We start from the raw sequence: 25,191 nt of genomic DNA on the forward strand, positions 1-25,191 counted from the left end.
TACTGAAGAAAGGTAGCGACCATGCAATGGCTCGCGGCAATCTGCATCCGTAGGCCGGTTTTCGCCTCGGTGATCGTCCTGCTCCTGACGGTGCTCGGGGCGTTCTCCTACTTCGGCCTCGGCGTGGACCGGTTCCCCAAGGTCGAGTTCCCGTTCATCGTCGTGACGACCGTCCTCCCCGGCGCCGCGCCCGAGGAGGTCGAGACGGAGCTCTCCGACAAGATCGAGTCGGCGGTCAACACGATCAGCGGCATCGACGAGCTGCGCTCGGCCTCGGTCGAGGGGCTCAGCCAGGTCATGATCTCCTTCCAGCTCGAGAAGGACGTCGACGTCGCCGCGCAGGAGGTGCGCGACAAGGTCGAAGGCATCCTCGCGGATCTGCCGGAAGGGATCGAACCGCCGGTGGTCGGCAAGCTCGATCCGGACGCCGCGCCGATCCTCACGCTCGCCGTCTCGTCGCCGAAGGCGGACGTCCGCTCGGTGACCGAGTTCGCCGACAAGACGCTCCGGCGCGAGCTGGAGTCGCTCGCCGGCGTCGGACAGGTGCTGCTCATCGGCGGCCGGAGCCGGCAGATCAACATCTGGATCGATCCGGAGAAGCTCGAGAAGTACGCCCTGACCGGCGGCGTGGTGGCCCAGGCGCTGGCGAGCCAGAACGTCGAGATCCCGGCCGGCCGGATCGAGCAAGGGGGCAGGGCGCTCACCCTGCGGACGCGCGGCCGGGTGCAGTCGGTCCAGCAGATGGCGGATATCGTGCTCGCGAACCGCGACGGCTACTCCGTCCGGCTCGGCGACGTCGCGGAGGTCCAGGACGGCATGGCGGAGCCGGAGTCCGCCGGCTTCCGCGGCCTCGATCCTGCCGTGCTCCTCAGCATCCGCAAGCAGAGCGGGACGAACACCGTCGAGGTCATCGACGGGCTGAAGGCGCGGATCAGCGAGGTGGAGAAGCGCCTCCCCGAGGGGTACAGCATCGCCGTCGCCCGCGATCAGTCGGAGTTCATCAAGAACTCGGTCCACGCGGTCAAGGAGCACCTCGTGCTCGGCGCGGTGCTCGCCGCGATCATCGTCGCGCTCTTCCTCGCGAACGCCCGCAGCACGCTCATCTCGGCGATCGCCATCCCGACGAGCATCATCTCCACGTTCGCCCTGATGAAGGTGGCGGGCTTCACGCTCAACGGGATCACGCTCCTCGCGCTGACGCTGGCGGTCGGCATCGTGATCGACGACGCGATCGTCGTCCTCGAGAACTGCTACCGCTGGATCGAGGAGAAGGGCGCGAGCCCGTGGGAGGCGGCGCTCCAGGGCACGAAGGAGATCGGCCCCGCGGTGCTCGCGACGACGCTCTCGCTGGTCGCCGTCTTCCTCCCGGTCGCGTTCATGAGCGGCATCGTCGGCCGCTTCCTGAACTCGTTCGGCCTCACCATGGCGTTCTCGATCCTGGTCTCGCTGATCGTGAGCTTCACGCTCACGCCCATGCTGTCCGCGCGATGGCTGAAGAAGCCGGAGAAGCACGACGCCGGTAGCTCCAAGGAGTCGCGCTTCTACGGGCCGATCGAGCGCGGCTACATGGCGATCCTCCGCTGGTCGATGGCGCACCGCTGGGTGATCGTGCTCGCCTCGCTCCTGGCGCTGTTCTCGATCCCGGTGCTGGGGAAGATGGCCAAGTTCAACTTCCTCCCGGTCGAGGACGAGTCGCAGTTCCAGGTCAGCATGCGCGCGCCCGAGGGCGTGAGCCTCGACGGGACGCGCGTCATCGCCACGCGGATCGCGTCGGACATCGAGAAGCTCCCCGGCGTGCTCTACACGCTGACGACGATCGGCGACGATCCGCAGAAGACGCCGAACCTCGCCACCATCTACGTGAAGCTCAAGCCGGCGGATCAGCGCGCGCTGTCGCAGCAGGACCTCATCGATCGCGCTCGCCGCGAGCTCACGCCGCAGTTCGAGGCGGAGAAGCTCCGGGCGAACATCGGCGTCGTGCCCGCCTTCTCCGGCGGTCAGAGCACCCAGATCGCCTATCAGGTGCAGGGCCCCGACCTCCAGAAGATCGGCGTCTACTCCGACGCGCTGCTGCAGAAGCTCAAGGCGATCCCGGGCGTCGTCGATCCGGACACCTCGCTGCTCGTCGGCAAGCCGGAGATCCGCGTGGTCATCGACCGCAAGAAGGCCGCCGATCTCGGCGTTCAGGTCGGCGACGTGGCCAGCACCCTGCGGCTCCTGGTCGGCGGGTACAAGGTGTCGACCTACAACGAAGGCGGGGAGCAGTACGAGGTGCGCGCGCGCGCGCTGTCGAGCTTCCGCTCCGACAAGGAAGGCCTCGCGAAGATCACGGTGCCGTCGACCAAGCTCGGCGCCGTGACGCTCGACAACGTGGTGTCGTTCGCCGAGGGGACGGGCCCGTCGCGCATCGAGCGGTACAACCGGCAGCGGCAGGTCATGCTGACCGCCAACCTCGAGGCGGGCTACTCGCAGCAGACGGTCATCCAGGAGCTCGACAAGGCCGCCGCGGAGATGAACCTCGCGTCCGGCTACTCCGCGGGCCCCGTCGGCGCGTCGAAGGAGCTCATCAAGATGATGAAGAGCTTCCTCGTCGCCCTCCTCCTGTCGCTGGTCTTCATGTACCTCGTGCTCGCGGCGCAGTTCGAGTCGTGGCTGCACCCGATCACGATCCTCCTGTCGCTGCCGCTGACGGTGCCGTTCGCGTTCATCGCGGTCATCATCTTCCGGCAGTCGCTCAACATCTTCTCGCTGCTCGGCATCGTCGTGCTGTTCGGCGTCGTGAAGAAGAACTCGATCCTCCAGATCGATCACACGATCAAGCTGCGCGAGCACGGCTTGCCGCGGGCGCAGGCCATCCTGGAGGCGAACCGCGACAGGCTCCGGCCGATCCTGATGACCACGCTCGCGTTCGTCGCCGGCATGATCCCGCTCGTCGTCTCGAGCGGCGCGGGCTCGGGCACGAACCGCGCGACCGGCTTCGTGATCATCGGCGGGCAGACGCTGGCGCTCCTCCTGACGCTGCTCGCGACCCCGGTCGCCTACTCGCTGTTCGACGACGTCTCCTCGTGGCTCAAGCGGATGCTGCCCTTCATGCGGGGCAACGACGACCAGGGCGATCCGCGCGGGGCGGGGGAGGGCGGCGTCGCTCCGGCGGGGGATGGGGTCGCCGCGGCGGGGCACCGCGGCGCCGCGGCGCGCGCCGCCGTCGCGCACGACGCGGGCCGGCCGGCGTCGGCGCAGCTCGACTAGCGGCACCCAGACCGCGCTCCGGGGCCGCGGCGCGCCGCGCCCGGCCCCCTTCGCTACCGCGGCGAGGCGCTCACTGCGCTTCGCCGTGGACCTTGCGCAGGATCACCTCGAGCAGCCCGTCGAACGCGTCGCGCATCGCCCAGGCCTGGGCGGCCTCGTCGTCGAGGCCAGCCGCCTTGCGCCGCCCCTCGACGAGCGCGTTCTTCGGGCCCCTGCACGCGGGGCCGAGCCGGCGCTCCATGTCGAGCGAGGCGCCCGCGTAGACATGATAGCAGGACGCGAAATCCCCCTGGTTGTAGAGGGGCGAGCCGACCTGGATCGCGCCGTCCATCGTGCGCGCCAAGACGAGCAGGTCACCCTCGGTGCAGCCGCGGAGGATCGCGAGCGCGTGGTGAGGCACCGAGCGCTTGACCGCCGGCAGCCCTTGCTCTTCGTCGGCCGTCTCGGCCGCGAACGTCGAGAGCGGGACGGGATCGGGGCGCACGAGCAGCCGCTTGAGGTAGTCGGCGGGCACGCCGAAGTTGAGGTTCTGCCCCTGCGTCGAGACCGCCGCGGCGACGCCGATCACCTCGCCGTGATCGTTGAACAGCGGGCCGCCCGAGGAGCCTGGCGCGATCGGCGCGGAGATCTGCAGCAGCGTCAGCTCCGGATCCACGACGCGGACCGCGCTCACGAGGCCGTTCGACACGGTGTCCGCGAGGCCGAGCGGATGGCCGATCGCGACGACCGGATCGCCCGGGCGGACCGCGCCGCTGTTGCCGAGGGAGAGCAGCGGGAGCCTCCGAGGCGCGTGGATCCGGACGATCGCCAGATCTCGAGCCTCGTCGAACGCGAGCACCTCGAGCACCGGGTGCTCGCTCTGATCCGAGAGGACGACCTTGAGGTCCGGCATCCCGGCGACGACGTGGAAATTCGTCGCGATCCAGCCGTCCTCGCGGACGAGGAAGCCCGCCCCGAGCGAGCCGTCGCCGCGGATCGTGACGACCGCCGGCATGGCGCGCGCCGCGATCTGCGCTGGCGTCATCGCCGCGGGCCGTGACGCGGAGGTCGCCGGCTGGCTCGCCGAGCTCGCGGTGCAGCCGAGCGCCGCGATCGCCGCCGCGGCGACGAGCGCCGAGACGCGCGGCAAGTCGCGCCGCTGCGGGGGTCGGGGGCGCGATAGAGGAGCGGCGCAGGAGGGCCGGTCGTCGTCATGGAGCTCGCCTGGCAGGCTGCGGTGGTTCATGTCGCTCCCCGAGGCCGCCGCGTGAGCGACCTCCCTCCAGCAAGCGTAACGAAGACCCGACGGATCGTCTCGCGCGCCCGGAGAAAATCCTGTCGTGCCCGCATATGCTGTCGCGGTGAGCCAAGACCACGACGCGCGCGATCCTATCTTCGCCCTCAGCGACGAGTTCGTCGAAGCCTTCGCTGCCCGCTGTCCCGCCCATGCCACCCTCGCGGGCATCCCCTGCGACGAAGGCGCCTGGAACGACTGGAGCCCGAGCGGCGCCGCGTCCTGGGCCTCCACGGTCGCGTCCTTCCAGGAGCGGCTCCGCTCGCTGCCGCCGCCGCGCCCCGGGGCGGAGGCGCGGTGGGGTCGCCTCGCACGCCGTGTCATGGCGGATCACCTGGAGGAGCGGCTCGACGATTTCCGTCACGGCGAGCACCTGCGCGATCTCAACAACATCGAGTCGGCGTTCCAGCACCTCCGGATGGTCTTCGACCTCATGGATGTCCACAGCGCCGCCGGCTGGGAGGCCATCGCGTCGCGCCTGGAGGGGCTGCCGCGCGCGTGCGACAGCTACCGCGCTTCGCTCGAGGAGGGGCGCCGGACGGGCCAGCTCGTCGCGCGTCGCCAGGTGTTCGCCGTGATCGAGCAGGCGCGCTACCAGGCGGGCGACGCGTCGTTCTTCCTCACGCTGCCGGCCGCTCACGAGGCGTCGGGTCGCGGCGCGGGCGCCGTCCGCGCGCGCGTCGTCGACGGCGTCGAGCGGGCGCGCGCCGCGTTCGGCGCGCTCGCCGGCTACCTGGAGCAGACGTACCTGCCGAGCGCGCGCGCCGCGGACGCCGTGGGAGAGGAGCGCTACCTGCGCCTCGCGCGCCGCTTCCTCGGCGCGAGCATCGACCCGATCGAGACCTACGCCTGGGGGTGGTCCGAGGTGCACGCCATCGAGGCCCAGATGGCGCGCCTCGCCGGCGAGATCCTCCCCGGCGCGTCGCTGTCCGAGGTGATCGATCTGCTCATGACCGACCCCGCCCGGTGCGCGCAGGGCGCCGACGAGTTCCTCCGCATCATGTCCGAGCGCCAGCGAAAGGCGCTCGCCGATCTCGACGGCGTCCATTTCGACATCCCGGCGCCCATCCGTCACATCGAGGTGAAGCTCGCTCCGCCGGGCGGCGCGCTCGGCGCCTACTACGTGCCCCCGAGCGACGGCTTCAAGCGGCCCGGCACCGTCTGGTATGCGCCCGGCACGAAGCAGGCGTTCCCGCTCTACGAGGAGATCACCACGGCGTACCACGAGGGCTTTCCTGGCCATCACCTGCAGTGCGCGCTCCAGGTGCACCTCGATGACCGGCTGAGCCGGCTCCACCGCTTCCTGGTGACGAACTCCGGCCACGCCGAGGGGTGGGCCCTCTACGCCGAGCAGCTCATGTACGAGCTCGGTTATTTCGAGCGCCCCGATTACGTGCTCGGGATGCTCGCGGGCAAGCTGACGCGCGCCTACCGCGTCGTCCTCGACATCGGCATGCACCTGGAGCTGCCGATCCCCCGGGACGCGCCGCTCCACGCCGGCGAGCCTTGGCGCTACGAGATCGCCGTCGAGTACCTCCAGCGCCGGGCCTTCCTCCCGCTGGATCACGCGCACAGCGAGGCGACGCGCTATCTGGGCTGGCCGGGGCAGGCGATCTCCTACAAGGTCGGCGAGCGCGTCGTCCTGGAGCTGCGCGACACGCTGCGGCGCCGCCACGGCGAGGCCTTCGATCTGAAGGCGTTTCACGCCAGGGTGATCGGCTCCGGGTCCGTCGGGCTCGACCATCTGCGCGAGATCGTGCTCGACGACGCCGCGCACTGATCGCGCGTCAGACACGCGCTCGTCAGACACGCGCTCGTCAGACACGCGCGTGCCGCCCGCCCGCTTCGCGCCTCGACGCGCGGCCACGCGCGTGCCAATCGACGCGGGTGAGCGCTCCCCCAGCGAATGAAGTCCCCGAGGCGCGGCCGGACGGCTCGGACCTCTGCACCGCGTGCGGCCTCTGCTGCACGGGGCTGCTCTTCGACGTCGCGCCGCTCGAGGAGCACGAGATCCCGCGGGCCGAGAAGCTGCGCCTGCCCCTCGCTTGCAATCGGTACCACGACGCCTTCAGCCTGCCGTGCCCCTGCCACCTCGACCGGAAGTGCACCGTCTACGAGATGCGCTTCTCCGTGTGCAGCAGCTACGAGTGCGGCCTGCTCCGGCGCTGCAAGGCGGGCGAGGTGCCGCTCGGCGAGGCGCTGTCCCGCGTCGAGCGCGTGCTGCGCCTGGCGGACGACGTGCGCGCGCGGGTGCCGCCGCTCGTGCCGCCGCGTCCGCTCTGGGACGAGGCCCGCGAGCACATCCGCCGGCGTGACGCCGAGGACCCGTCGCCGGCGTGGCAGGGCGAGCGCGGCGCGCTCGTCGCCGCGCTCGGTGAGCTCCGGGTCGCGTGCAGGGAAGGGCTCGATCCGTAGCGCCGGCGCCTCGCGAGGGACGCGGGAAATGGTCTTTCCCATGCCGGGGTCCAATCCGCGGGGCGCTCCAGCGTGCTTTGGAGACCTCCCTCTCTCTGTCCTGCAAAGATCTCCAGGCCCCCCGGGACACCGACGAGCGCGGAGACTCCCATGCTTCGTCCAGGCCGAGCGTGATCCGCCCTCGGCTGCGCGGGCCATGCCCTCGTCAACATGCTTGTCTCGGCCTCCCGGCGGCAGGCTCCAGGCCGTATATACGACCCATGGAACCGACGATCCGCCGGATGACCAACAAGTATTCTGCCATCGCTGCAGTGATCAGCTTCGTCACTCAGCCCATTCCCGGGGCAGATGAGTTGATCGTGGTTCCCATTCATTACTCCTTCTCCGTGTCGCTGACCCGGCGCCGGGGCGTGTCGCTCCGCAGGGCTCCGTGGCTGCAGGTGAGCAAGATCATCTGGGGTGGAGCGGGCGTAAGGCTCTTCGCCAACTTCACGCTCGGCCTCGTCCCGGTCGCCGGTCTCTTCTCCAATGCGGTCACCGCCGTCGCCTTGACGGAGTTCCTGGGCCGCTACCTCGACGCCGCGCTGAGCAGCGAGGCGCCGCCTCCCGCGGTCTCCATCAGGGCCATCAGGGATGCCCTGCGGAACCCAAGGCAAGCGCGGAGCGCTCAGCGGTTGTGGTCCAGGATCCGCCGCGCCGTCCGGGAATCCGCCCCTGCGCCGACTCCTGGTTGAGGCGCCTTGTCCCGCTGGACGGGAAGCTCGGAGCTCGCGCGGCCTCGGGGCGCCCCGCTGTCGTGACGGGGGCCCACGGAAGGAATCCGCGGCGCCGGGTCATCCGCCGCACGCTCTCCCGCCTGCGCGCCGCGTTGACGAGCGCGTCGTCGGCGCGCCCGACGTGGACCCGACGTGGAGCCGCCTCGGTCCGCCCGCGCGCGGCGGTCTCGCCTGCGTCTCTCCTGGCGATCGCCGCCCAGATCGAATAGATCCCCGGCCATGCTCTCCGAGACCCGCGAGAAAGTCCTCGACATCAAACGGCGCTTTGAGGCGCTAAGGGGGCATCTTTGACGTCCCCAAGCTCGAACGGATGCTCCAGGATCTGACCCAGACGACGCTGTCGCCGGGGTTCTGGAACGATCAGGAAAAGGCCCAAGCCGTCCTCCGCAAGCGCGCCCAGGTCGAGTCGAAGCTCGAGGTGGCGCAGCGGCTCGGCCGCGAGATCGAGGATCTCGCGGAGTACCTCGAGCTCGGCGCTGCCGAGGGCGACGAGGGCGTCATCGCCGACGCCGACGCGCAGGCCGGCGCCATCGCCGGGCGCCTGCGCAAGGTCGAGCTCGATCGCATGCTGTCCGGCCCCGCCGACCGCGGCAACGCCATCGTCAGCATCCACCCGGGCGCCGGCGGCACCGACGCGAAGGACTGGGCGTCCATGCTCCTCCGCATGTACCTGCGCTTCTGCGAGCGCCGTGGGTACAAGACGGAGATCATCGACTACCAGGACGGCGACGAGGCCGGCATCGACGCCGTCACCCTCACGGTGAGCGGCGACGCCGCCTACGGCTATCTGCGCTCCGAGGCCGGGGTCCACCGCCTCGTCCGGATGAGCCCGTTCAACGCCGATCACACGCGCCAGACCGCGTTCGCCGCCGTCGAGGTCACCCCGGACAGCGACGACGAGATCAACATCCAGGTGAACGAGAAGGACATCGAGATCACGACGATGCGCGCCGGCGGCAAGGGCGGGCAGAACGTGAACAAGGTCGAGACCGCCGTTCGCCTGCGGCACCTCCCGACCGGCCTGAACATCGTGTGCCGCGCCGAGCGCAGCCAGCACCAGAACCGCGCGATGGCGATGAAGGTCCTCAAGGCGAAGCTGTACGAGATGGAGCTCCAGAAGCGGGATGCGGAGGTCCAGGCCTACAACGCCGCGAAGAGCGCCATCAACTTCGGCAGCCAGATCAGGAACTACGTCCTCGCGCCCTACCGGCTCGTCAAGGACGTGCGCACCTCCACCGAGGCCACCGACGTGGACGCCGTCCTCGACGGCGATCTCGAGGGCTTCATCGAGGCCTATTTGCTCGCCGCGGCCGGCGGTTCGCTCAGGAAGGGCGGCTCCGTCGCGGAGGACGACGCTCCGTGAGCCAGCAAAAAGACAGACCGAACGACAAGAAGACCGAGCGGCTCGTGAAGGAGGCCGCCGAGGCCGCGCGCGCCGAGGAGACGCTGATCGCCACCCGCAAGGCGAAGGCGGCCCGCCTCCGCGCCCGCGGCGACAACCCGTTCGCCAACGACGTCACGGAGGGCGAGCCGCTCGTCGAGCTCGCGGCCGTCCGCGCCCGCTTCGACGGGGCGCGGGCCGCGGCCGAGCCGAGGCCCGAGGGCGCGGCGCCCGAGCGATCCGCCTCCTCCGCGGCGGATCGCTACGATCCGGCGCGCGTCGAGCCGGTCCCGCTCCGCGTCGCGGGCCGGGTCCTCTTCGTGCGCTCGTTCGGCGGCGTCACCTTCGTCCGGCTGCGCGACCGAACCGGCGAGCTCCAGCTCTACTGCGAGCAGGGGATCCTCGCCGATTTCGAGCGGCTGGAGGACATCGATCTCGGCGACTTCGTCGAGGCCCACGGCGTCGCGATGGCGACGCAGAAGGGCGAGCTCTCGATCCGCGCAGGGCGCCTCCGGCTGCTCACGAAGGCCTACCGCCCGCTGCCGACCAAGACGAGCTTCAAGGACGTCGAGTCGCGCTACCGCATGCGGTACGTCGATCTCGTGGCCAACCCGCACGTCGCGGGGGTCTTCCGCGCCCGCACCGCGATCGTCGCCGCGCTGCGCGAGTTCCTCGACGCGCGCGGCTTCCTCGAGGTCGAGACCCCGACGATGCACACGCTCGTCGGCGGCGCTGCCGCGAAGCCGTTCAAGACCCACCACAACGCGCTCGACCTCGAGCTCTTCATGCGCATCGCGCCGGAGCTCTTCCTGAAGCGGCTCGTGGTCGGCGGCTTCGAGCGCGTCTACGAGATCGCGCGCTGCTACCGGAACGAGGGGCTGTCGACGCGGCACAACCCCGAGTTCACGATGCTCGAGTACTACCAGGCGTACGCGACGTACGAGACGCTGATGGACGCGACCGAGGCGATGCTCCGCCACGTCGACGCCCGCCTCGCCGAGCGGCTCCCGGCCGAGCACGCGGCCTGGGCCGCGCAGCGCACGTACTCGCTCGAGCGCTTCGAGCGCGTCCCCATGGCCGAGGGGATCGCCCGCGCCCTGGCGAAGTCGGGCTTGCCGGCCGACGTCCCGCAGCGCGTCGCCGCGGACGACGCCCCGATCAAGGAGTGGGCGAAGGCGGCGAAGGCGAGCGGGCGCGAGATCGACTGGACGAACTTCCGCGCGGGCGCGAAGAAGTGCGAGTCCCCGGGTGAGCTCGTCTTCTGCGCCTACGAGTACGTTGTCGAGCCGTTCCTCACGAGGGACTACCGCACGGAGGCGGGCGACAAGAGCGTCCCTGTCTTCATCATCGACTATCCCTTCGAGGTCTCCCCGCTCGCGCGCAAGAAGGACAGCGATCCTTCGCTGGTCGACCGCTTCGAGCTCTTCATCGACGGCCGCGAGCTCTGCAACGCCTTCAGCGAGCTCAACGACCCCGAGGACCAGGACGCGCGCTTCCGCGCGCAGGTCGAGAAGAAGTCCCGGGGCGAGGAGGAGGCGATGGATTACGACGCCGACTACGTCCGCGCCCTGGAGCACGGCCTCCCGCCGACGGCGGGCTTCGGCATGGGGGTCGATCGCCTGACGATGCTCCTCACCGGCGCGACCTCCATCCGCGACGTCATCCTGTTCCCGCTCCTCCGTCCCGAGACCGACGCGTGATCGAGCTCTCCAGGTCGTTGCAGGCGGCGCTCCTCGCCGCCGTTGCTCTTGGCATCGTCCTGCTCGCCTGGCGGGGCTACACCCGCTTCGACAAGAAGGGCGAGCTGGAGCCGCGGCGTCCCGGCGTCGTGCGCGTCGGGGTCGTGGTCGCTCTCACGGGCGCCAGCCTGCTCGCGCTCACGCTCATCGCGTCCAGCGGGCGCGCGAAGAGCCTCGCGCCCATCGGCGCCTTCTTCGCGGGCAATACCCAGCTGATCGCCCAGCTCGTCGCCACGCTGATCGTGGGGGGTGCCCTTCGGCTGTTCCGGGCCAGGATGGCTGCGGACAACGCCCGGTGGCTCTCCGGCAGGTGGGGGTCCAAGGCCCGCGTGGGGCTCCGCGTGCTCGGCGCGATGTCCCTGATCGCCGCGCTCGCGATCGTCGTCCTCTGGGTCGCGGTCCTGCCCATCCAGCCGACCTTCAGGTGGATCCTTGGAGGCATCCTGTTCGGCGCGGGCGCGGGCTATCTGGTCGCCGGGAGCCGCCCCGTCCGCAGGGGGCTCTATCGCGCGCTCGGCTGGTGGTGGGGCGCGCTCGTGGGCGTTGCGTTCGGCGTCACCGCGACGCTCACGGCCAGGATGCCCGTCGGGAAGGGCGCGTCGTTCAATTCGACGGATCAGATCATCCGCTTCACCGCGCTCGTCTCGAGCGTCGTCTTCCTGTTCTTCGTGCTGTCGGCGCTCCTGCCGCTCGCCCTCGACGCGCTCGAGCGCCGGAGCTTCGTGCCCCACGTGGCCGCGCGCCATGTGCGCGCCTCGAAGAGCGGCTTTCTCACGGTCATCTCGGTCCTGTCGATGGCCGGCGTCGCCGTCAGCTCGTGCGCCCTGTGCTCGGTGACGAGCATCATGGGCGGCTTCGGCGCCGACCTGAAGCGCAAGATCCTCGGCAACAACGCGCACATGGTCGTCGACGCCTCCCGCCCTGGCGGCTTCGGCAACTGGGACGACAAGCTCACCCAGGTGCGCGTCGCGCTCGCGCCCTACGGAGGCGCCGCGACCCCGGTCGCGGCCGGCGAGGCGATGGGCTCCAGCGCCTCGAACACCGCGGGCGCGCTCGTCCGCGGCATCGATCCGGACACCATCGGGCAGGTCATCGACCTCGCCAAGAACATCGAGGTCGGCAGCTTCGACTACCTGCGCGAGCCCGAGAAGCTGACGAGCCTGCCTCCCGAGGAGGTCATCGGCCGAGGTCCTGGCGGGGAGCCGTACTTCAAGGGGCCGGACTTCCGCCAGCCAACGGACGTCGACCCGTCGGTGCGCGACTACCTGAAGCTGCAGACGCGCGTGTACCCGGGCGTCATCATCGGCCGCGAGCTCGCGAAATCGCTCCACGTGCTCGTCGGGGACGAGGTGACCCTCCTGTCGCCGATGGGCGAGCTCGGCCCCACCGGCGTGATGCCGCGCTCCCGCAGGTTCCGCGTCGCGGCGATCTTCTATAGCGGCATGTACGAGTACGACGTCACGCACGCGTACGTCTTGATGGAAGAGGCGCAGAAGTTCTTCAGCCTCGACGACAAGATCACCCATATCGACATCCGGGTCCCGGATCCCGAGCGGGTGCAGGAGGTCCGCCCGGCCGTGGAGGCGGCCGTCGCCGCGAGCGCCGCGCTCGACGAGGCGCCGGAGGGGGGAAAGCCGCCGCCGCAGCTCCGCGTCCGCGACTGGATGGAGATGAACAAGAACCTCTTCAGCGCGCTCAAGCTGGAGAAGATCGCGACGTTCATCATCCTGTCCATCGCCATCGCGGTCGCGAGCTTCTGCATCGTCTGCACGCTGCTCCTCATGGTGACCGAGAAGGGCAAGGAGATCGCCGTCCTGAAGGCGCTGGGCGCCTCGGACAACGCGGTGATGCGCGTGTTCATGCTCGAGGGCGTGATCATCGGCGCCATCGGCACGATCTACGGTGTCGGCACCGCGCTCGCGGTCTGCACGGGCCTGTACTGGTTCGGTGTCCGGCTCGATCCGGACGTCTATTACATCGACCGGTTGCCCGTGAACGTGAACCTCTCCGACTACGCGATGGTCGCGGTCGCGTCGCTGCTCATCTGCACCATCGCCACCATCTACCCGGCCCGCGCCGCCTCGAGGCTCTCTCCGGTCGACGGGCTCCGCTACGAGTAATCACTCCATGTCCACTCCGCTCGTCGTCGTCGAAGACCTCCGCAAGACCTTCGTTCACATGGGCCGCGAGCTCCACGTGCTCTGCGGCATCGACATCGTCATCAACCAGGGCGAGGTCGTGGCGTTCGTGGGCCCCTCCGGCGCCGGCAAGAGCACGTTCCTCCACTGCATCGGCACGCTGGACCTCCCGACGAGCGGCCGTATCCGCCTCGGCAACGACGAGCTCACCGGCCTCCCGGGCTCGCGGCTCGCGGCGATCCGGAACCGGACGATCGGCTTCGTCTTCCAGTTCCACCACCTGCTCCCCGAGTTCAACGCGGTCGAGAACGTGATGATGCCGGGCCTCATCCAGGGGAAGACCCGCCGCGAGATGGAGCCGCTCGCGCGCTCGCTGCTCGCCGAGGTCGGGCTCGCAGCGCGCGCGACGCACCGGCCGGGGGAGCTGTCGGGCGGCGAGCAGCAGCGCGTGGCCCTGGCGCGGGCGCTCGTCCTGTCGCCGAAGCTCCTCCTCGCCGACGAGCCGACCGGGAACCTCGACACCGCGACGAGCGACTCGATCCACCAGCTGTTCTTCGAGATGAACCGCAAGCACGGCACCACGATCGTGGTTGTCACGCACAACCTCAGCTTCGCCGAGTCGATGCCGCGCGTGGTGACCATGCGCGACGGGACGATCGAGAGCGATCGCATCGGCAGCGAGCGCGCCGCGGCCCTCGGGTACCGCGACGGCTCAGCCGGATAGCCGCTCGCTCAGGAGCTCGGCCGCGCGCAGCGACATGGCCATGATGGTCATCTGCGGGTTCACGCCGAGCGACGAGGGGATCGCGCTTCCATCGCACACGTAGAGCCCGGCGACGTCGTGCGCCTGGTGGTCCGGCCCGAGGCACGATGACCGCGGATCCACCCCGATACGGCACGTCCCGAGCGGGTGGAACGCGGCCACGTCGAGGTCCCCGGCCTTGATCTGCCGCGCCTTGAGCCGCTCCAGGTCCGCGGGGCCGTTCACCTCGTCGCAGCCGGCGACGAGCGGCAGGACGCGCCGCGCCCCCGCGGCCAGGAACACCTCGCACAGCAGCTCGACCCCGCGCTTCATCTTCGCGAGGTCCTCCCCGTTCATCGTGTAGAGCACGAGCGGCGTGCCGCCGATCCCCGGCTTCACCTCGCCGCGGCTCGTGTCCTTGATCATGAACCCGAACGTCGCGAGGTGCGGGTACCGCTCCATCAGCTCCGTGTAGCGGTGTCCCGTCCAGGGCACGGCCAGCGCGGCGACGTCGAACGGGAGCGAGCCTCCCTCGAACATCAGCCCTTCATCGGCGAAGTGGTCGATCTGGTAGCCCTGCGGGATGCCTTGCCACTGATCGATCCGCTCATCGAAGAGCGCCATCACCTTCGAGGCCGGGTGGATCGAGAGGTTCTTTCCCAGCGCGCCGCTCGACAGGCATGCTCCGCTCCGGCGCAGGAGCAGCGGCGTCATCAGCGCGCCGCCGGCCACGACGACGGCCTCCGCCCTGACCACGAGCCGAGGCTGCCGCCTTGCGCCGCTCGCCGCGCGGTCGTCGTTGCCTCCGGCCCTCGTGTCGCCGCCGAGCACTGCAGTCGCCCCCCGCGCGCGGCCCGCCACGATGTCGATCGTCCTGACCCGCGCCGCGGTGATCAGCTGCGCGCCCCGCTTGAGCGCCTCGGGCACGTAGCTCACGTCGGTCGAGCGCTTGGCCCCCGTGGGGCAGCCGAAGCAGCAGATCCCCTGCCCATCGCAGTCCGGCGCGTTGCGCTGGAGCGGCCCGTGCCGCAGCCCGAGCCGCTCCGCCCCGCGCCGGACGATCGGCCCGATCGCCCCCAGGTGAAGCGGGTCGGCGGGGGCGACCTGGAGCATGCGCTCGACGCGCTCGTAATAGGGAGCGAGCCCGCCGGACGAGAACTCCGCAGGGAGCCCCATGCCGTCGCGCCACGACGCGAAGGTGCTCTCCGGAGCCCGGTAGCAAGTACCGGAGTTGATCACGGTGCTCCCTCCGACGGCGCGCCCCGCGAACACGGGGATATTCACGTTGCCGAGCGTCATGTCGAGCCCGTGGTCGCGGTACATCTCCCGGTAGGCGCGCGCGGGCCGGCCGGTGAAGCTCGAGCGGCGGTGGAAGTCGCCCTCCTCGAGCATGAGCACCGCGTGTCCGCGCGACGCGAGCTCGTAGGCCGCGGCCGCTCCGCCGGCGCCGGTGCCGATCACGAGGACCTCGCACTCGAGCTCCAGGTCCTCCTCGACCTCGCGCCCGTCGGTCACCTGCGCGAGCCAGCGCGGCGCCTCGTCGCGCACCGTGGGCAGCTCGTAACGGCAGCCGACGTGCTTGAACATCTCGGGCCGGTCGTAGTGGACGAACCTGAGCGGCGTGAGCGCGGCGCGGAGCACCGAGCGCAGCGTCCGCGCCCGGCTCTGCTCGAAGCCGCGGAGCACCTCCATCCGCTCCTCGAGCGGCAGCGCCGACAGCGGCCTGAGCCGGAACGGAAGGGGAGCGAGCTCTATCGCCCACAGCGCCGCGCGCACCCCCTGCGCCAGGTGCGGCGGGATCGAGCCGAGCCAGGCCGCGAGTCGGCTGGCGGTCGCGGCGCCCGCGCCGTCGAGGAAGCGGCCGGGCGGCATCGCCGCCTCGGCGAGCGCGGCGGCAATACGCATCTCCCGCCCAGAGAGCCTGGGTGCCGTGCCGTCCTTTGCCTCGGGGGCGCTCTCCGCGCCGGCATCCTCCCTCGGTGTCCCGGGCCAGCGTTCCCTCCGCTCCAGCGCGGGCAAGCGCCCGAAATCGAGGTCCAATCCAAGGGTCATGGTCCTCCGAATCGCTCGTGAAAACTTCTGTTAATTCTGTAGCAACAGAATCGTCGCGATGCAAGGCGGGCTGATCCGCTGGTGGGCGCGGCGCGCAGGCGGGCTGATCCGCTGCTCTCGCGCGTGCGGGACGTGTCGCACAGGCGGGCTGATCCGCTGGTCTTGCGCGTGCCGGACGCGGCGCGCAGACGCCCTGTCACGGCATCGGCAGGACCCAGATCGGCGAGCGAGGCTGGAGCTCCAGGTGCTTCCAGGCGTCCTCGGCGATCGCCATGCCGAGCTCTCCCTCATCGCGGAGGCTCGCGGCGACCGCGCGAAAATAAGGGGCGTCTGGGCGCTCGATCGCGAGGATGCCCTTCGGATCCGACGGGCTCGGGGTGAACGGGCGGCCCGCCTTCGCCCGGCGCGTATCGCTCACGAGCGAGATTTCGTCCATGCGGGCGGTGAAGTGCGGCCCTCCGTCGAACGGATCGACCCTGTGAGCGTAGCGGAAGCCGACGCGGCGGAGCAGCTTCTCCACCCCTCGGGTCTGCGCCCCGACCTTCCCGATCACGCGCTGCGCGTCCTCGGGCAGCAGCGAGGCGTAGATGGTCCCCTCCGGGAAGAGCCCCTTGATGAACTCCTTGTTCTTCTTGGAGAGGAGATCCGCGTCGGCATAGCTCATGTCGGTGAACTTGCGTCCGAGCGCTTCCCAGAGGTGGCTTGTCCCGTCCGGCTCGAGCGGGGGCATCAGCTCCGCGAGGATCTCGTCCTGGAACAGCGCGGATCGCGCGGCCATGTAGAGGAAGCGAACATAGGAGATCATCGTGCCGAGCCGCTCGGGCCCTTGCCGGTACTCCGGCATGAGCACGAGCCCGCCGATCTCCGTGGGGCCGTTGTACGAGTAGCCGATGCGCAGCACGGTATGATGGAAGTGCTTGTCGATCGTGGCCGAGTACTTCTCCTCGTCGAGCACGTCGAAGAAGATGTAGGGGATGCCGCGCCGGCCGAGCTGCGCGATGATCATCGACGTCCCGACGATCATGCCCTTGTCGCCCTTCGTCAGGTCGACGAGCACGAAGACGTATTGGCGGAGGCGGGGATCCTGGATCGCCCCGTTGAAGCTCTTGTGGCTCTCGGCGACGATCTCGTGGATTGCGTCACGGTTGTTCGGCAGGTTGACCGAGTTCAGGTGGCGCGCGACATAGAGGAGCTGTTCCTCGTCGCCGGTCACGGCTGCGCGTATCTCGAACGAGATCATCGCCGGAAGCCTACGCGTGGCGCCCGCTCTTCGCCATTGCTCCGGAGGCCGCGCGCACGGCGCAGAGCGGCGATCGCCGCGCACCCTGGCCGGCCGGACAGCGCGAGCCTGCCGCAGGACGTCGCGCGCGTCAGCCGAGCTCGGCGCGCGACGCTTCGTCCGTGGCGTCGAGCGGCGGCTCCGCGCGTCAGCCGAGCTGAGCGCACAGCGCGTCGTCCATGGCATCGAGCGGCGGCTCCCGCCCGGTGTACAGCCGGAACTGCTCTGCGGCCTGGTGGAGGAGCATCCTCCCGCCGTGAACGGCGGTCGCTCCGCGCCGACGCGCCGCCGCCACGAGCTCCGTGATCATCGGTTTGTACACGATATCCATCACCAGGAGACCTTCCCGCAACCACTCCTCCGGGACAGGGCTTCGCGGATCGACCTCGGCCATGCCGAGCGACGTGGCGTTCACGAGGACGCCGTGGTCGGGCGAGAGCGCCGCTGCGTCGAGGGGCACGGCCGCCCCGCCGACCGCCGCCGCGAGCCGCCGCGCCTTCTCGAGATCGCGGTTCGCCACCGTGACGCTGGCGCCGCGCTCCGCGAGCCCGAACGCGACAGCGCGCGCCGCGCCGCCGGCGCCGAGGAGCAGCACCCGCGCGCCCACGAGCCGCGTCACCTCCTCGAGCGCCCGCACCGCGCCGATCCAGTCGGTATTGTAGCCCCTGAGGCGCCCGTCATTGTTCACGATCGTGTTGACCGCGCCGATCCGCTCGGCGACGGGATCGAGCTCGTCGAGCCATGGAATTACCGCCTGCTTGTAGGGCATCGACACGCCGAGGCCGCGGATCCCGAGCGCGCGCATCCCGCGCGTCGCGCCTTCAACATCGGTCACCGCAAAAGGGATATAGGTAAAATCGAGTCCCAGCGCGCGGTAGCCGGCGAGGTGCATGGCGGCCCCTGTCGTTACCGGATGACGCGACATTGATCCGCAGAGTGTGAGGCGGCCCAGAGCTTGGGAGAGTGGTGCAGTCGATGAAGTGCAGCCGTGCATGCAGCGAAGCTGGCTTGTCTCGAGCGCGGATGCTAGCCCCGCCAGAGATGAGCGAGCCCAGCGTTCCCCGGCCGGCGGTGGAGGCCGCGGCGGTGTGCCTCCAGCCCGACAAGGCCGGACTTTTCATGCTTCGATCCGATCGCGCGCTCGCGCGGCGCGCCTACCAGACGGTCGCGCCGTTCGGGCGGAGCCTGCTCAAGATCCTCGCGGCGCTCGCGATCCTCACGCTGGGTCGCTCGACCCTCGCGGACCAGTACCACGTGCCCACCGGCTCGATGTGGCCGACGATCACCCCCGGCGATCGCATCCTCGTCGACAAGGTCGCCTACGGGCTCCGCGTCCCGCTCACGGATCACTACCTGTTCGAGCGCAGCGGGCCGAGCGCCGGCGACGTGGTGCTCTTCGCGGATCCGCGCGGCGGGCCCACCCTCCTCGTCAAGCGGGTGATCGCGCTCCCGGGCCAGACGGTGATGCTCCGGCAAGGCGTGCTGTACGTCGACGGCGCGGCGCAAGCCCTCGAGCAGCTCGTGGACGGCACGAGGGTGGAGCACCTCGGCGAGGTCACCCACGCGGCCGGCGAGCCCGACTTCGACGCGTTCGGTCCGGTCGTCGTCCCGCCGGACCACCTCTTCGTGATGGGCGACAACCGCGCCGAGTCGCTCGACAGCCGGGCGATGGGGGCGGTGCCGAGAGAGCTCCTGCGCGGCCGCGTGCTCCGTGTCGTCTATCACCATGACGCCACGGGCTTCGATCTGTCCCGCGCGCTGCGGAGCGTCGACTGAGCGGCAGCTCTAGGCTTCCCCTCTTGCCACCATCTCCCTGAGCTCATCGCCGCTCAGGGTCTCGACCTCGTAGAGCCGGGCGGCGACGCGCTCGAGCGTCGGCCGGTGCCCCTGGATCAAAGCGCGCGCTCGCGCCTCCGCGTCCGCGAGGATCCGCGCGACCTCCGCGTCGATCGCGCGCGCGGTCGCGTCGCTGCACTCCCGCGGCCCTGCGCCGGACGGCATCGCGCCCTGCGCTTCGCCGAGGAACGACAGCGGCCGGCGCGGATCGAGCGCCGAGAGCCCGAGCCCTTGGCCCATCCCGAGCTCGCGGACCATGCGACGCGCGAGCTCGGTCGCGTTGAGCAGATCGTCCTGCGCGCCGGTCGAGAGGTCTCCGACGGCCTCCTCCTCGGCGACGCGGCCCCCCAGCAGCACGACCAGCCGATCGAGGATCTCCTGCCGGCTCCACAGGTAACGATCCTCGCGCGGCTGCTGGATCGTGTACCCGAGGGCGCCCGGTCCCCGCGGCACGATGGACACCTTGCGCACCGGATCCTGCGTCGGCAGCAGCGAGGCGGTCAGCGCATGCCCCACCTCGTGGTAGGCGACGACGAGCTTCTCGCGCGCTCCGAGCCGCCTGCCGCGGCGCTCGAGCCCGGCGAGCCCGCGCTCGATCGCCGCCTCCAGGTCGCTCTGTCCCACCGCCTCCGCGCCGCGCCGCGCCGCGAGCAGCGCGGCCTCGTTGACGATGTTCGCGAGGTCGGCGCCGACGAGCCCCGCGGTCTGCGCGGCCACGGCGTCGAGATCCGCGCCAGGATCGAGCGCCACCTTCCTCGCGTGCACCGCGAGGATCTCCTTCCGTTCGGCGAGGTCGGGCCGATCGATGTGCACCCGGCGGTCGAACCGCCCCGGCCTGAGCAGCGCAGGATCGAGGATCTCGGCGCGGTTCGTCGCGGCGATCACGACCATGGCCGTGTGCGCGTCGAACCCATCCATCTCGGTGAGGAGCTGGTTGAGCGTCTGCTCCCGCTCGTCGTGGCCGCCGACGGATCCGCCGAGGCCGCGCACCTTGCCGACCGCATCGAGCTCGTCGATGAACACGAGGCATGGCCCCTTCTCGCGCGCCTGGGAGAAGAGGTCGCGCACGCGCGCGGCGCCGACGCCGACGAACATCTCCACGAACTCCGACCCGCTTGCGCTGAAGAAGGGTACGCTCGCCTCTCCCGCGATCGCCCGAGCGAGCAACGTCTTGCCCGTGCCGGGCGGCCCCACGAGGAGCACCCCTCTGGGCATCCGCCCGCCGAGCTTCTCGTAGCGCTCGGGCGCTTTGAGGAAGTCGACGATCTCGCCGAGCTCCGTCTTCGCCTCGGCGTTGCCCGCGACATCGCGGAAGGTCGCGATCGCGCCCCGCTCCTCGTAGAGCCGCGCCTTGTGCTTGCCGAAGGCGGTCGCGGCGCCCGAGATGGTCCCTGCCGTCGTCGCGCGGCGCGACGCGAGGTGGCCCATCGCCGCCAGACCGGCGAGCGGCAGCAGCAGCCAGAGGTACGGCGGCAGCCCCAGCTCGTCCGCGACGCGCGTGTACGGGATCCCTCGCCGGTCGAGATCGGCGAGCAGATCCTTCTCGGTCTGCTCGATGCGCCCCGTGCGATAACTCTGCGGCGCGCGCGCGCTCAGGCCGGGCACCGCGCGTCCGATGTACATGTCGTCCCGGATCTCGATCTCGGCGAGCTCTCCGCTCTCCGCGAGCGAGCGGAAGCGCGCGTAGGGGATCCGCCCGTCGGACGCCGCCATCACCTGAAGCAGCAACGCCGAGCCGAGCACCAGGACGAGAACAATCCAGAGCGACCGCATGCTCCCGCCTCCGCACGGACGAGCGACATGGCCGGCGAGGCCGACCTGTCGTCACGGTGCGCCCTGCACGGAGCCTGCCAAGGCGGCCCGCGCACCCTCGCGGCAGGTGCGGCGAGCCGAGGCGTCGCTCGATCCGCCGCGCAGCGCCGAGCGCGCCCGGCGCGGCATGGACGCCCGGCGCGAGCCGATCAACCCTCGCTGCATGGGGAGAGCTCTTTTCTTGATCATGGTCACGGGTCCGTTGTCGACGTTGCTGCTCGGGTGCGGAGGGGCCTCGCCGCCTCCGATCGAGCAGCCCGAGCCCGCGCGGTCGGAGGAGCCGTCGCTGCCGGCCGAGCCCACGAGCGATGCCGCCCAGGGCGCCGAGGCGCGGGAGGCAGACGCCGAGCCCGCCGCGGCGGCGCCGGCGCCGCCGCGTCGCGACGACTCGGTGCCCGACGACTACGCGCTCATGCATGGCGACTGCGTGGATCTGGGCAAGCGGCTCACAGTGCTCACGCGCTCGGAGCAGGTCGCGGCGCTCAGCGCCAAGCTCACGGCGGAGCAGCGGGGCGAGACCGAGAAGAAGATCGACGCCGTCGCGGCCACGCTGGGGGAGCAGTACGCGCAGTCGTGCGAGCAGAACGTCGGCAAGAGCGTGGATCCGAGGTCGCTCAAGTGCGCGTTCGACGCGCGGACCGTCAGGGCGTTCGAGGCCTGCCTCAACGAGCCGCCGCCGTCCAAATGACGCATCGGCGACGCGGCGGGCGGCGGATGACGGCGCGCTCGGTGGAGATATAATGGGCGTCGCCCATGGACGCTTCGCTCCTCGATGACCCCTGGATCGCCGCTCAGGTCGACGCCGCCGTGGCGCCTTACGTTGGGCGCCTGCCCGCGCACGAGATCGCGTGGATGCGCGAGCAGCTCGCGGAGGTCTTGCTGCACGACGAGGAGGCGAGCCGCCTCCTGCGGCGCGCGCATCCGCGCGAGGTCGACGAGAGCGGCGAGCGGGCGTTCGGGGTGCTCGGCGCAGCGGGGCGCGCCAAGGCGGGATAGCGGTGCGCACTCCGGAAGACCGGCTCCTCGCCGAGGGGCTCGACCTGCTTCAGCTGGTCGCGAAGCGCATCGCGCGCCGTCTGGGCCGCCGCATCCCGGTGGAGGACCTCGTCGCGCTGGGGCACCCGGCGCTGCTCGAGATCGTGCGGACGCACGATCCGAGCCGATCCACCTTCGAGGCCTTCGCCAAGCGGAAGCTCCGGTGGGCCATCTTCGACGGCGTCCGGAGGGAGACGCGCTGGCGTTCCGCGGCCGCGCGGGCCAGCGCGCTCGCTGCGTCGGCGCGCTTCGCCGAGGGACGCGGGGCGGACGACGACGCCGACGCGCCTGCCACGCAGGAGGCCTACGCCGCGCGGCTCGGTGATCTGCTCGCCGGGCACGCGGCCGCGATGGCGCTCGGCCTGCTCTCGGGTCACGGGGACGTCGCCGCCGTCCCCGACGCCGCGGACGACCCGGAGGAGCGCGCCTCTCGCGCCGAGCTCGCGCAGGCCGTGCGTCACGCCGTGCGCGAGCTCCCGGAGCGCGAGCGCGCCCTCGTGGAGCGCCACTACTTCGACGACGAGCGCTTCGATCAGATCGCGCAGGATCTCGGGATCAGCAAGAGCTGGGCGAGCCGGCTGCACAGCCAGGCGATCGAGCGGCTGGGCGAGCTGCTCCGCGCAGCGCGCTGAGGCGCGGGCGCCTCGCCGCCCGCCGGCGGATGCCGGTCAGCGCTGCCGGCTCTGGAACGAGCGGAGGTACGGGGCCCGCTCGTCGTCGCTGACCGGTTCGTTGCTGATCACCCGGTGGTCGCGCGGCAGGAAGTACACGAGCCGGACCGTCATGTGGTCCTTCGCGACGGTCAGCTTCCCCTTGCGACGGAGCTCCGCGGCCTCCTCGAAGCTCTGCGCCTTCGGATCGTAGGCGATCATGTGCAGATCGGACCCGAACGGCTTGGGCAGCTCTTCCACCTCGACGATCTTGTAGATGCGGATCCCTCCGCTCTGCTCGGCGGCTGCGACCACGGCGCCGATCACCAGATCCTTGCCCGTCGGATCGGAGGTCTCGGGCACCGGGGGGGCGCGGTCACATGCAGGCGCGAGCGTCAGGATGCCGGCGCACACGGCGGCGAGCGCGATCGACCTCATGGGCGCTGAATAACATCGATGCCACCCGGCGCAAGCGGCGACCGCGCTGTTACGCGGGGTACGCGGGGTACGCGGGGTACGCGGGGTACGCGGGTTGCGCGGTTACACGGATTGCGCGGGGGCCTGCAGGCCGGGCGCGGGTTGCGGGCGTTGGCGGCGCGCTGCCACGTCGTCCGCCGCCTCGCGGTGGTGTCGTGGTAGACGGCGCGTTCGACACGGAGAGCGGGGGCGATCCCTGGAGGAGTGCGATCATGCGACTCGAGGACACGAAGTTCGTCGTCACAGGTGCTGCCCAGGGGCTGGGTCGCCACTATACGCTGCGGCTCGCGGAGCTCGGGGGCCAGGTCGCCGCCGGCGACATGAACGAGGAGGGGCTCGCGTCGCTCGTCGAGGCGAGCAAGGGGCTCGCCGGCAAGGTCCACGCGCGGGCGGTCAACGTGGCGGTGGAGGCCGAGGTGGAGGCGTTCGTCCGCTTCGCGCATGAGGCGATGGGCGGCCTGAACGGCCTCGTGAACAACGCGGGCATCCTGCGAGACGGCCTGCTCGTCAAGAAGGACCGCCAGACGGGCGCCGTCGTCAAGCTGAGCGCGGCGCAGTGGCAGGCCGTCATCGACGTCAACCTGACGGGGGCCACGCTCATGGTCCGCGAGGTCGTCGCGAAGATGATCGAGACCGAGCAGAAGGGCGTCATCGTCAACATCAGCTCCATCGCGCGCCACGGCAACCGCGGCCAGTCGAGCTACACCGCTGCGAAGAGCGCGCTCGCGGCGAACACGAAGACCTGGGCGCTCGAGTTCGCGCCGTTCGGCATCCGCGTCGGCGCCGTTGCGCCCGGCATGATCGAGACGCCCATGACGCAGGGCATGCACCAGAAGGCGCGCGACGCCTTGGTCGCCATGATCCCTGTGGGCCGCATCGGCGTGCCCGAGGACATCTGGCAGGCCGTGCGCTTCGTGATCGAGTGCGAGTACTTCAACGGTCGCTGCATCGACGTCGACGGCGGCCTCACGATGTGACGCCGGCACGCGGCCGACCGCTCCGCGGTGGGCGTGCGTTCGCGCCTCGCCGCCTCGCCGCTAGCCCGCGCTCGCGCGGCGTCGTCTTCCGCCGGTCTGACCGGCTGCATCCCTGCCCGATCCCTCTTCCTTCGACGCTCCTGTGGCGCTCGACCGACCGAGCGCTGCTCGGCGCGTTCGATCGAGCGCTGCTCGGCGCGTTTGTTTGATCGAGCGCTGCTGGCTCGATCCAAGGGGATCTCGGACCACGAGCCAAGGCGGCGATCCGCCCAGGCGACATTCCCCTTGACGCTCCGATATTGAAAGCTATGTTCAATATCAATCCAACCCGTTACGTAGCCGGGGGGTCTGCATGTACGTCTGCCTCTGCATGGGCGTCTGTGATCGAGAGATTCGTGAAGCGATGAGCGAGGGCGCCTGCTCTGTTTCGCAGGTCATGGAGTGCACGGGCGCCGGTACGCGCTGTGGTTCCTGTCGGTCGACGATCGCCGAGCTTGTCGGCGAGCGCGATGGCGCCTCGACGCCGCGTCGCCTGGTGATGGCGCCGGTCTCCAGCGCAGCTTGATCCTCCGGATTGACCGGCAACAGCCTCGATGCCCTGGTTTCCGTCGGAAGCGACGGCGGTGGCACCTATTTCCTTAGAAACTTCTTGCGCACCTCCACGGACCTCGCGCATTTGTGCGGGGCGCTGGCGCTCTAGCCAGCGTCCCCCGCCTGACAGGGGCGGGGTCCGCACGACAGGCATGAGCGCGAGAGGGGTCCGATGAAGGGTGCAAAAGACATCGTTGATGCGTTGAACGAGGTGCTTGCCGGAGAGCTCGTTGCGATCAACCAGTATTTTCTGCACGCGAAGATGTGTTCGCACTGGGGCTTCGTCACGCTCGCTGCGCACGGGCGCGCCGAGTCGATCGACGAGATGAAGCACGCCGATGCGATCATCGATCGCATCCTCTTCCTCGATGGGCTCCCCAACCTGCAGCGCCTGGACACCCTGCACATCGGGCAGAGCGTGCCGGAGCAGCTCAAGAGCGACCTCGATCTCGAGTACCACGCGGTCAAGCGGCTCAACACGGCGATCGCCCTCTGCCGCGACAAGGGGGATCGCACCAGCGAGGATCTCCTGGCCAAGATCCTCGAGTCCGAGGAGGAGCACATCGACTGGCTCGAGACGCAAATCGGGCTGATCGAGAAGCTCGGCGAGACCGCCTACCTCGCCCAGCAGATCCGCGAGTAGGGTAGGGTGAGGGCCGTCCCTCGCGCAGGGAGCGTCCCCCGTGCACCTTCTGGCGGCGGAGGTCGTGCTTGACGTACGATGCTCTGGACGCATGTCCAAGGCGCCGCGGACGACCGTGCTCGCGCG

At 70.4% G+C, this 25,191-nt stretch carries 21 protein-coding genes; 15 read left to right on the forward strand and 6 right to left on the reverse strand.

The window, feature by feature from the left end:
• Positions 1-21 precede the first annotated feature (21 nt).
• On the forward strand, positions 22-3,249 hold the full coding sequence (locus WME95_RS09340) for an efflux RND transporter permease subunit (protein WP_437908065.1): 3,228 nt from the start codon (positions 22-24) through the stop codon (positions 3,247-3,249).
• A gap of 70 nt (positions 3,250-3,319) precedes the next feature.
• Here WME95_RS09340 and WME95_RS09345 read toward each other — a convergent pair whose 3' ends face one another.
• Positions 3,320-4,474: a S1C family serine protease gene (locus WME95_RS09345; RefSeq protein ID WP_437908066.1), complete on the reverse strand. Its 1,155-nt coding sequence runs from the start codon at positions 4,472-4,474 to the stop codon at positions 3,320-3,322.
• A 115-nt stretch (positions 4,475-4,589) separates the two neighbouring features.
• Here WME95_RS09345 and WME95_RS09350 point away from each other — a divergent pair, with 115 nt between their 5' ends.
• From WME95_RS09350 to WME95_RS09380, 7 genes are all read left to right on the forward strand, one after another.
• Complete coding sequence (locus WME95_RS09350) at positions 4,590-6,302, forward strand: DUF885 domain-containing protein (protein WP_437908067.1); 1,713 nt, start codon at positions 4,590-4,592, stop codon at positions 6,300-6,302.
• Between the two features lie 107 nt (positions 6,303-6,409).
• The gene (locus tag WME95_RS09355) at positions 6,410-6,937 is read left to right on the forward strand and encodes a hypothetical protein (RefSeq protein WP_437908068.1); all 528 of its coding nucleotides are present in this window, start codon (positions 6,410-6,412) and stop codon (positions 6,935-6,937) included.
• Positions 6,938-7,296: 359 nt separating this feature from the next.
• On the forward strand, positions 7,297-7,671 hold the full coding sequence (locus WME95_RS09360; protein WP_437908069.1) for a hypothetical protein: 375 nt from the start codon (positions 7,297-7,299) through the stop codon (positions 7,669-7,671).
• Positions 7,672-7,932: 261 nt separating this feature from the next.
• Positions 7,933-9,076, forward strand: a protein-coding gene (gene prfB / locus WME95_RS09365; RefSeq protein ID WP_437555342.1) for a peptide chain release factor 2 whose coding sequence is annotated in 2 segments (ribosomal slippage) — positions 7,933-8,001 and positions 8,003-9,076 — 1,143 coding nt in all. Because the reading frame shifts where the segments join, the coding sequence is not laid out codon by codon here.
• Entirely contained in the window at positions 9,073-10,794 is a 1,722-nt protein-coding gene (gene lysS, locus WME95_RS09370; protein ID WP_437551093.1) for a lysine--tRNA ligase, read from the forward strand. The genes prfB and lysS overlap by 4 nt, the downstream gene beginning before the upstream one ends.
• Positions 10,791-12,953, forward strand: a complete 2,163-nt coding sequence (locus WME95_RS09375) for an FtsX-like permease family protein (RefSeq protein WP_437908070.1) — start codon at positions 10,791-10,793, stop codon at positions 12,951-12,953. Before lysS ends, WME95_RS09375 begins: the two co-directional genes overlap by 4 nt.
• A 7-nt stretch (positions 12,954-12,960) precedes the next feature.
• Positions 12,961-13,695, forward strand: a complete 735-nt coding sequence (locus WME95_RS09380) for an ABC transporter ATP-binding protein (RefSeq protein ID WP_272101325.1) — start codon at positions 12,961-12,963, stop codon at positions 13,693-13,695.
• On the opposite strand, the gene WME95_RS09385 is transcribed toward WME95_RS09380, so the two are convergent.
• The 3 genes from WME95_RS09385 to WME95_RS09395 all read right to left on the reverse strand — a co-directional run bounded on the left by WME95_RS09385 (position 13,684) and on the right by WME95_RS09395 (position 17,936).
• Positions 13,684-15,765: an FAD-dependent oxidoreductase gene (locus WME95_RS09385; protein WP_437908071.1), complete on the reverse strand. Its 2,082-nt coding sequence runs from the start codon at positions 15,763-15,765 to the stop codon at positions 13,684-13,686. The genes WME95_RS09380 and WME95_RS09385 overlap by 12 nt on opposite strands.
• A 196-nt stretch (positions 15,766-15,961) precedes the next feature.
• Positions 15,962-17,005, reverse strand: a complete 1,044-nt coding sequence (locus WME95_RS09390) for an arginine N-succinyltransferase (RefSeq protein ID WP_437551099.1) — start codon at positions 17,003-17,005, stop codon at positions 15,962-15,964.
• Positions 17,006-17,192: 187 nt separating this feature from the next.
• Positions 17,193-17,936 carry a shikimate dehydrogenase gene (locus WME95_RS09395; protein ID WP_437908072.1) on the reverse strand — a complete coding sequence of 248 codons (744 nt, stop codon included), beginning with the start codon at positions 17,934-17,936 and terminating at the stop codon, positions 17,193-17,195.
• 149 nt (positions 17,937-18,085) lie between these two features.
• Between WME95_RS09395 and lepB the strand changes: the two genes are divergently transcribed.
• A complete protein-coding gene (lepB, locus tag WME95_RS09400; protein WP_437908073.1) occupies positions 18,086-18,820 on the forward strand; it encodes a signal peptidase I in 735 nt (244 codons plus the stop codon).
• A 9-nt stretch (positions 18,821-18,829) separates the two neighbouring features.
• Here the strand turns inward: lepB and ftsH are convergent, their stop codons facing one another.
• On the reverse strand, positions 18,830-20,653 hold the full coding sequence (ftsH, locus tag WME95_RS09405) for an ATP-dependent zinc metalloprotease FtsH (RefSeq protein WP_437551104.1): 1,824 nt from the start codon (positions 20,651-20,653) through the stop codon (positions 18,830-18,832).
• A gap of 202 nt (positions 20,654-20,855) precedes the next feature.
• Here ftsH and WME95_RS09410 point away from each other — a divergent pair, with 202 nt between their 5' ends.
• The 3 genes from WME95_RS09410 to WME95_RS09420 all read left to right on the forward strand — a co-directional run bounded on the left by WME95_RS09410 (position 20,856) and on the right by WME95_RS09420 (position 22,359).
• Positions 20,856-21,380: a hypothetical protein gene (locus WME95_RS09410; RefSeq protein WP_437908074.1), complete on the forward strand. Its 525-nt coding sequence runs from the start codon at positions 20,856-20,858 to the stop codon at positions 21,378-21,380.
• 65 nt (positions 21,381-21,445) lie between these two features.
• Positions 21,446-21,688, forward strand: coding sequence for a hypothetical protein (locus tag WME95_RS09415; RefSeq protein WP_272101334.1), 243 nt, complete (start codon positions 21,446-21,448; stop codon positions 21,686-21,688).
• Between the two features lie 2 nt (positions 21,689-21,690).
• Positions 21,691-22,359, forward strand: coding sequence for a sigma-70 family RNA polymerase sigma factor (locus WME95_RS09420; RefSeq protein ID WP_437908075.1), 669 nt, complete (start codon positions 21,691-21,693; stop codon positions 22,357-22,359).
• Positions 22,360-22,395: 36 nt separating this feature from the next.
• On the opposite strand, the gene WME95_RS09425 is transcribed toward WME95_RS09420, so the two are convergent.
• Positions 22,396-22,815 (reverse strand): hypothetical protein, encoded by a 420-nt coding sequence (locus WME95_RS09425; protein WP_437551110.1) that lies wholly within the window; start codon positions 22,813-22,815, stop codon positions 22,396-22,398.
• A 251-nt stretch (positions 22,816-23,066) separates the two neighbouring features.
• Between WME95_RS09425 and WME95_RS09430 the strand changes: the two genes are divergently transcribed.
• From WME95_RS09430 to bfr, 3 genes are all read left to right on the forward strand, one after another.
• Positions 23,067-23,831 carry an SDR family oxidoreductase gene (locus tag WME95_RS09430; RefSeq protein ID WP_437908077.1) on the forward strand — a complete coding sequence of 255 codons (765 nt, stop codon included), beginning with the start codon at positions 23,067-23,069 and terminating at the stop codon, positions 23,829-23,831.
• Between the two features lie 352 nt (positions 23,832-24,183).
• Complete coding sequence (locus WME95_RS09435) at positions 24,184-24,396, forward strand: (2Fe-2S)-binding protein (protein WP_437328430.1); 213 nt, start codon at positions 24,184-24,186, stop codon at positions 24,394-24,396.
• 198 nt (positions 24,397-24,594) lie between these two features.
• Positions 24,595-25,065, forward strand: coding sequence for a bacterioferritin (bfr, locus tag WME95_RS09440; protein WP_437908078.1), 471 nt, complete (start codon positions 24,595-24,597; stop codon positions 25,063-25,065).
• Positions 25,066-25,191: the final 126 nt, after the last annotated feature.

Source organism: Sorangium sp. So ce327, assembly GCF_051530205.1.
In the GTDB taxonomy this organism is placed as follows: Bacteria; Myxococcota_A; Polyangia; order Polyangiales; family Polyangiaceae; genus Sorangium; species Sorangium cellulosum_B.

Excerpts from the sequence above, each read along its gene's own strand:
- WME95_RS09340 (WP_437908065.1), top strand. The coding sequence starts at position 22 with ATGCAATGGCTCGCGGCAATCTGCATCCGTAGGCCGGTTTTCGCCTCG.
- WME95_RS09345 (WP_437908066.1), bottom strand. The coding sequence starts at position 4,474 with ATGAACCACCGCAGCCTGCCAGGCGAGCTCCATGACGACGACCGGCCC.
- WME95_RS09380 (WP_272101325.1), top strand. The coding sequence starts at position 12,961 with ATGTCCACTCCGCTCGTCGTCGTCGAAGACCTCCGCAAGACCTTCGTT.
- WME95_RS09385 (WP_437908071.1), bottom strand. The coding sequence starts at position 15,765 with ATGACCCTTGGATTGGACCTCGATTTCGGGCGCTTGCCCGCGCTGGAG.
- WME95_RS09390 (WP_437551099.1), bottom strand. The coding sequence starts at position 17,005 with ATGATCTCGTTCGAGATACGCGCAGCCGTGACCGGCGACGAGGAACAG.
- WME95_RS09395 (WP_437908072.1), bottom strand. The coding sequence starts at position 17,936 with ATGCACCTCGCCGGCTACCGCGCGCTGGGACTCGATTTTACCTATATC.
- lepB (WP_437908073.1), top strand. The coding sequence starts at position 18,086 with ATGAGCGAGCCCAGCGTTCCCCGGCCGGCGGTGGAGGCCGCGGCGGTG.
- ftsH (WP_437551104.1), bottom strand. The coding sequence starts at position 20,653 with ATGCGGTCGCTCTGGATTGTTCTCGTCCTGGTGCTCGGCTCGGCGTTG.
- WME95_RS09410 (WP_437908074.1), top strand. The coding sequence starts at position 20,856 with ATGGGGAGAGCTCTTTTCTTGATCATGGTCACGGGTCCGTTGTCGACG.
- WME95_RS09415 (WP_272101334.1), top strand. The coding sequence starts at position 21,446 with ATGGACGCTTCGCTCCTCGATGACCCCTGGATCGCCGCTCAGGTCGAC.
- WME95_RS09425 (WP_437551110.1), bottom strand. The coding sequence starts at position 22,815 with ATGAGGTCGATCGCGCTCGCCGCCGTGTGCGCCGGCATCCTGACGCTC.
- WME95_RS09430 (WP_437908077.1), top strand. The coding sequence starts at position 23,067 with ATGCGACTCGAGGACACGAAGTTCGTCGTCACAGGTGCTGCCCAGGGG.
- WME95_RS09435 (WP_437328430.1), top strand. The coding sequence starts at position 24,184 with ATGTACGTCTGCCTCTGCATGGGCGTCTGTGATCGAGAGATTCGTGAA.
- bfr (WP_437908078.1), top strand. The coding sequence starts at position 24,595 with ATGAAGGGTGCAAAAGACATCGTTGATGCGTTGAACGAGGTGCTTGCC.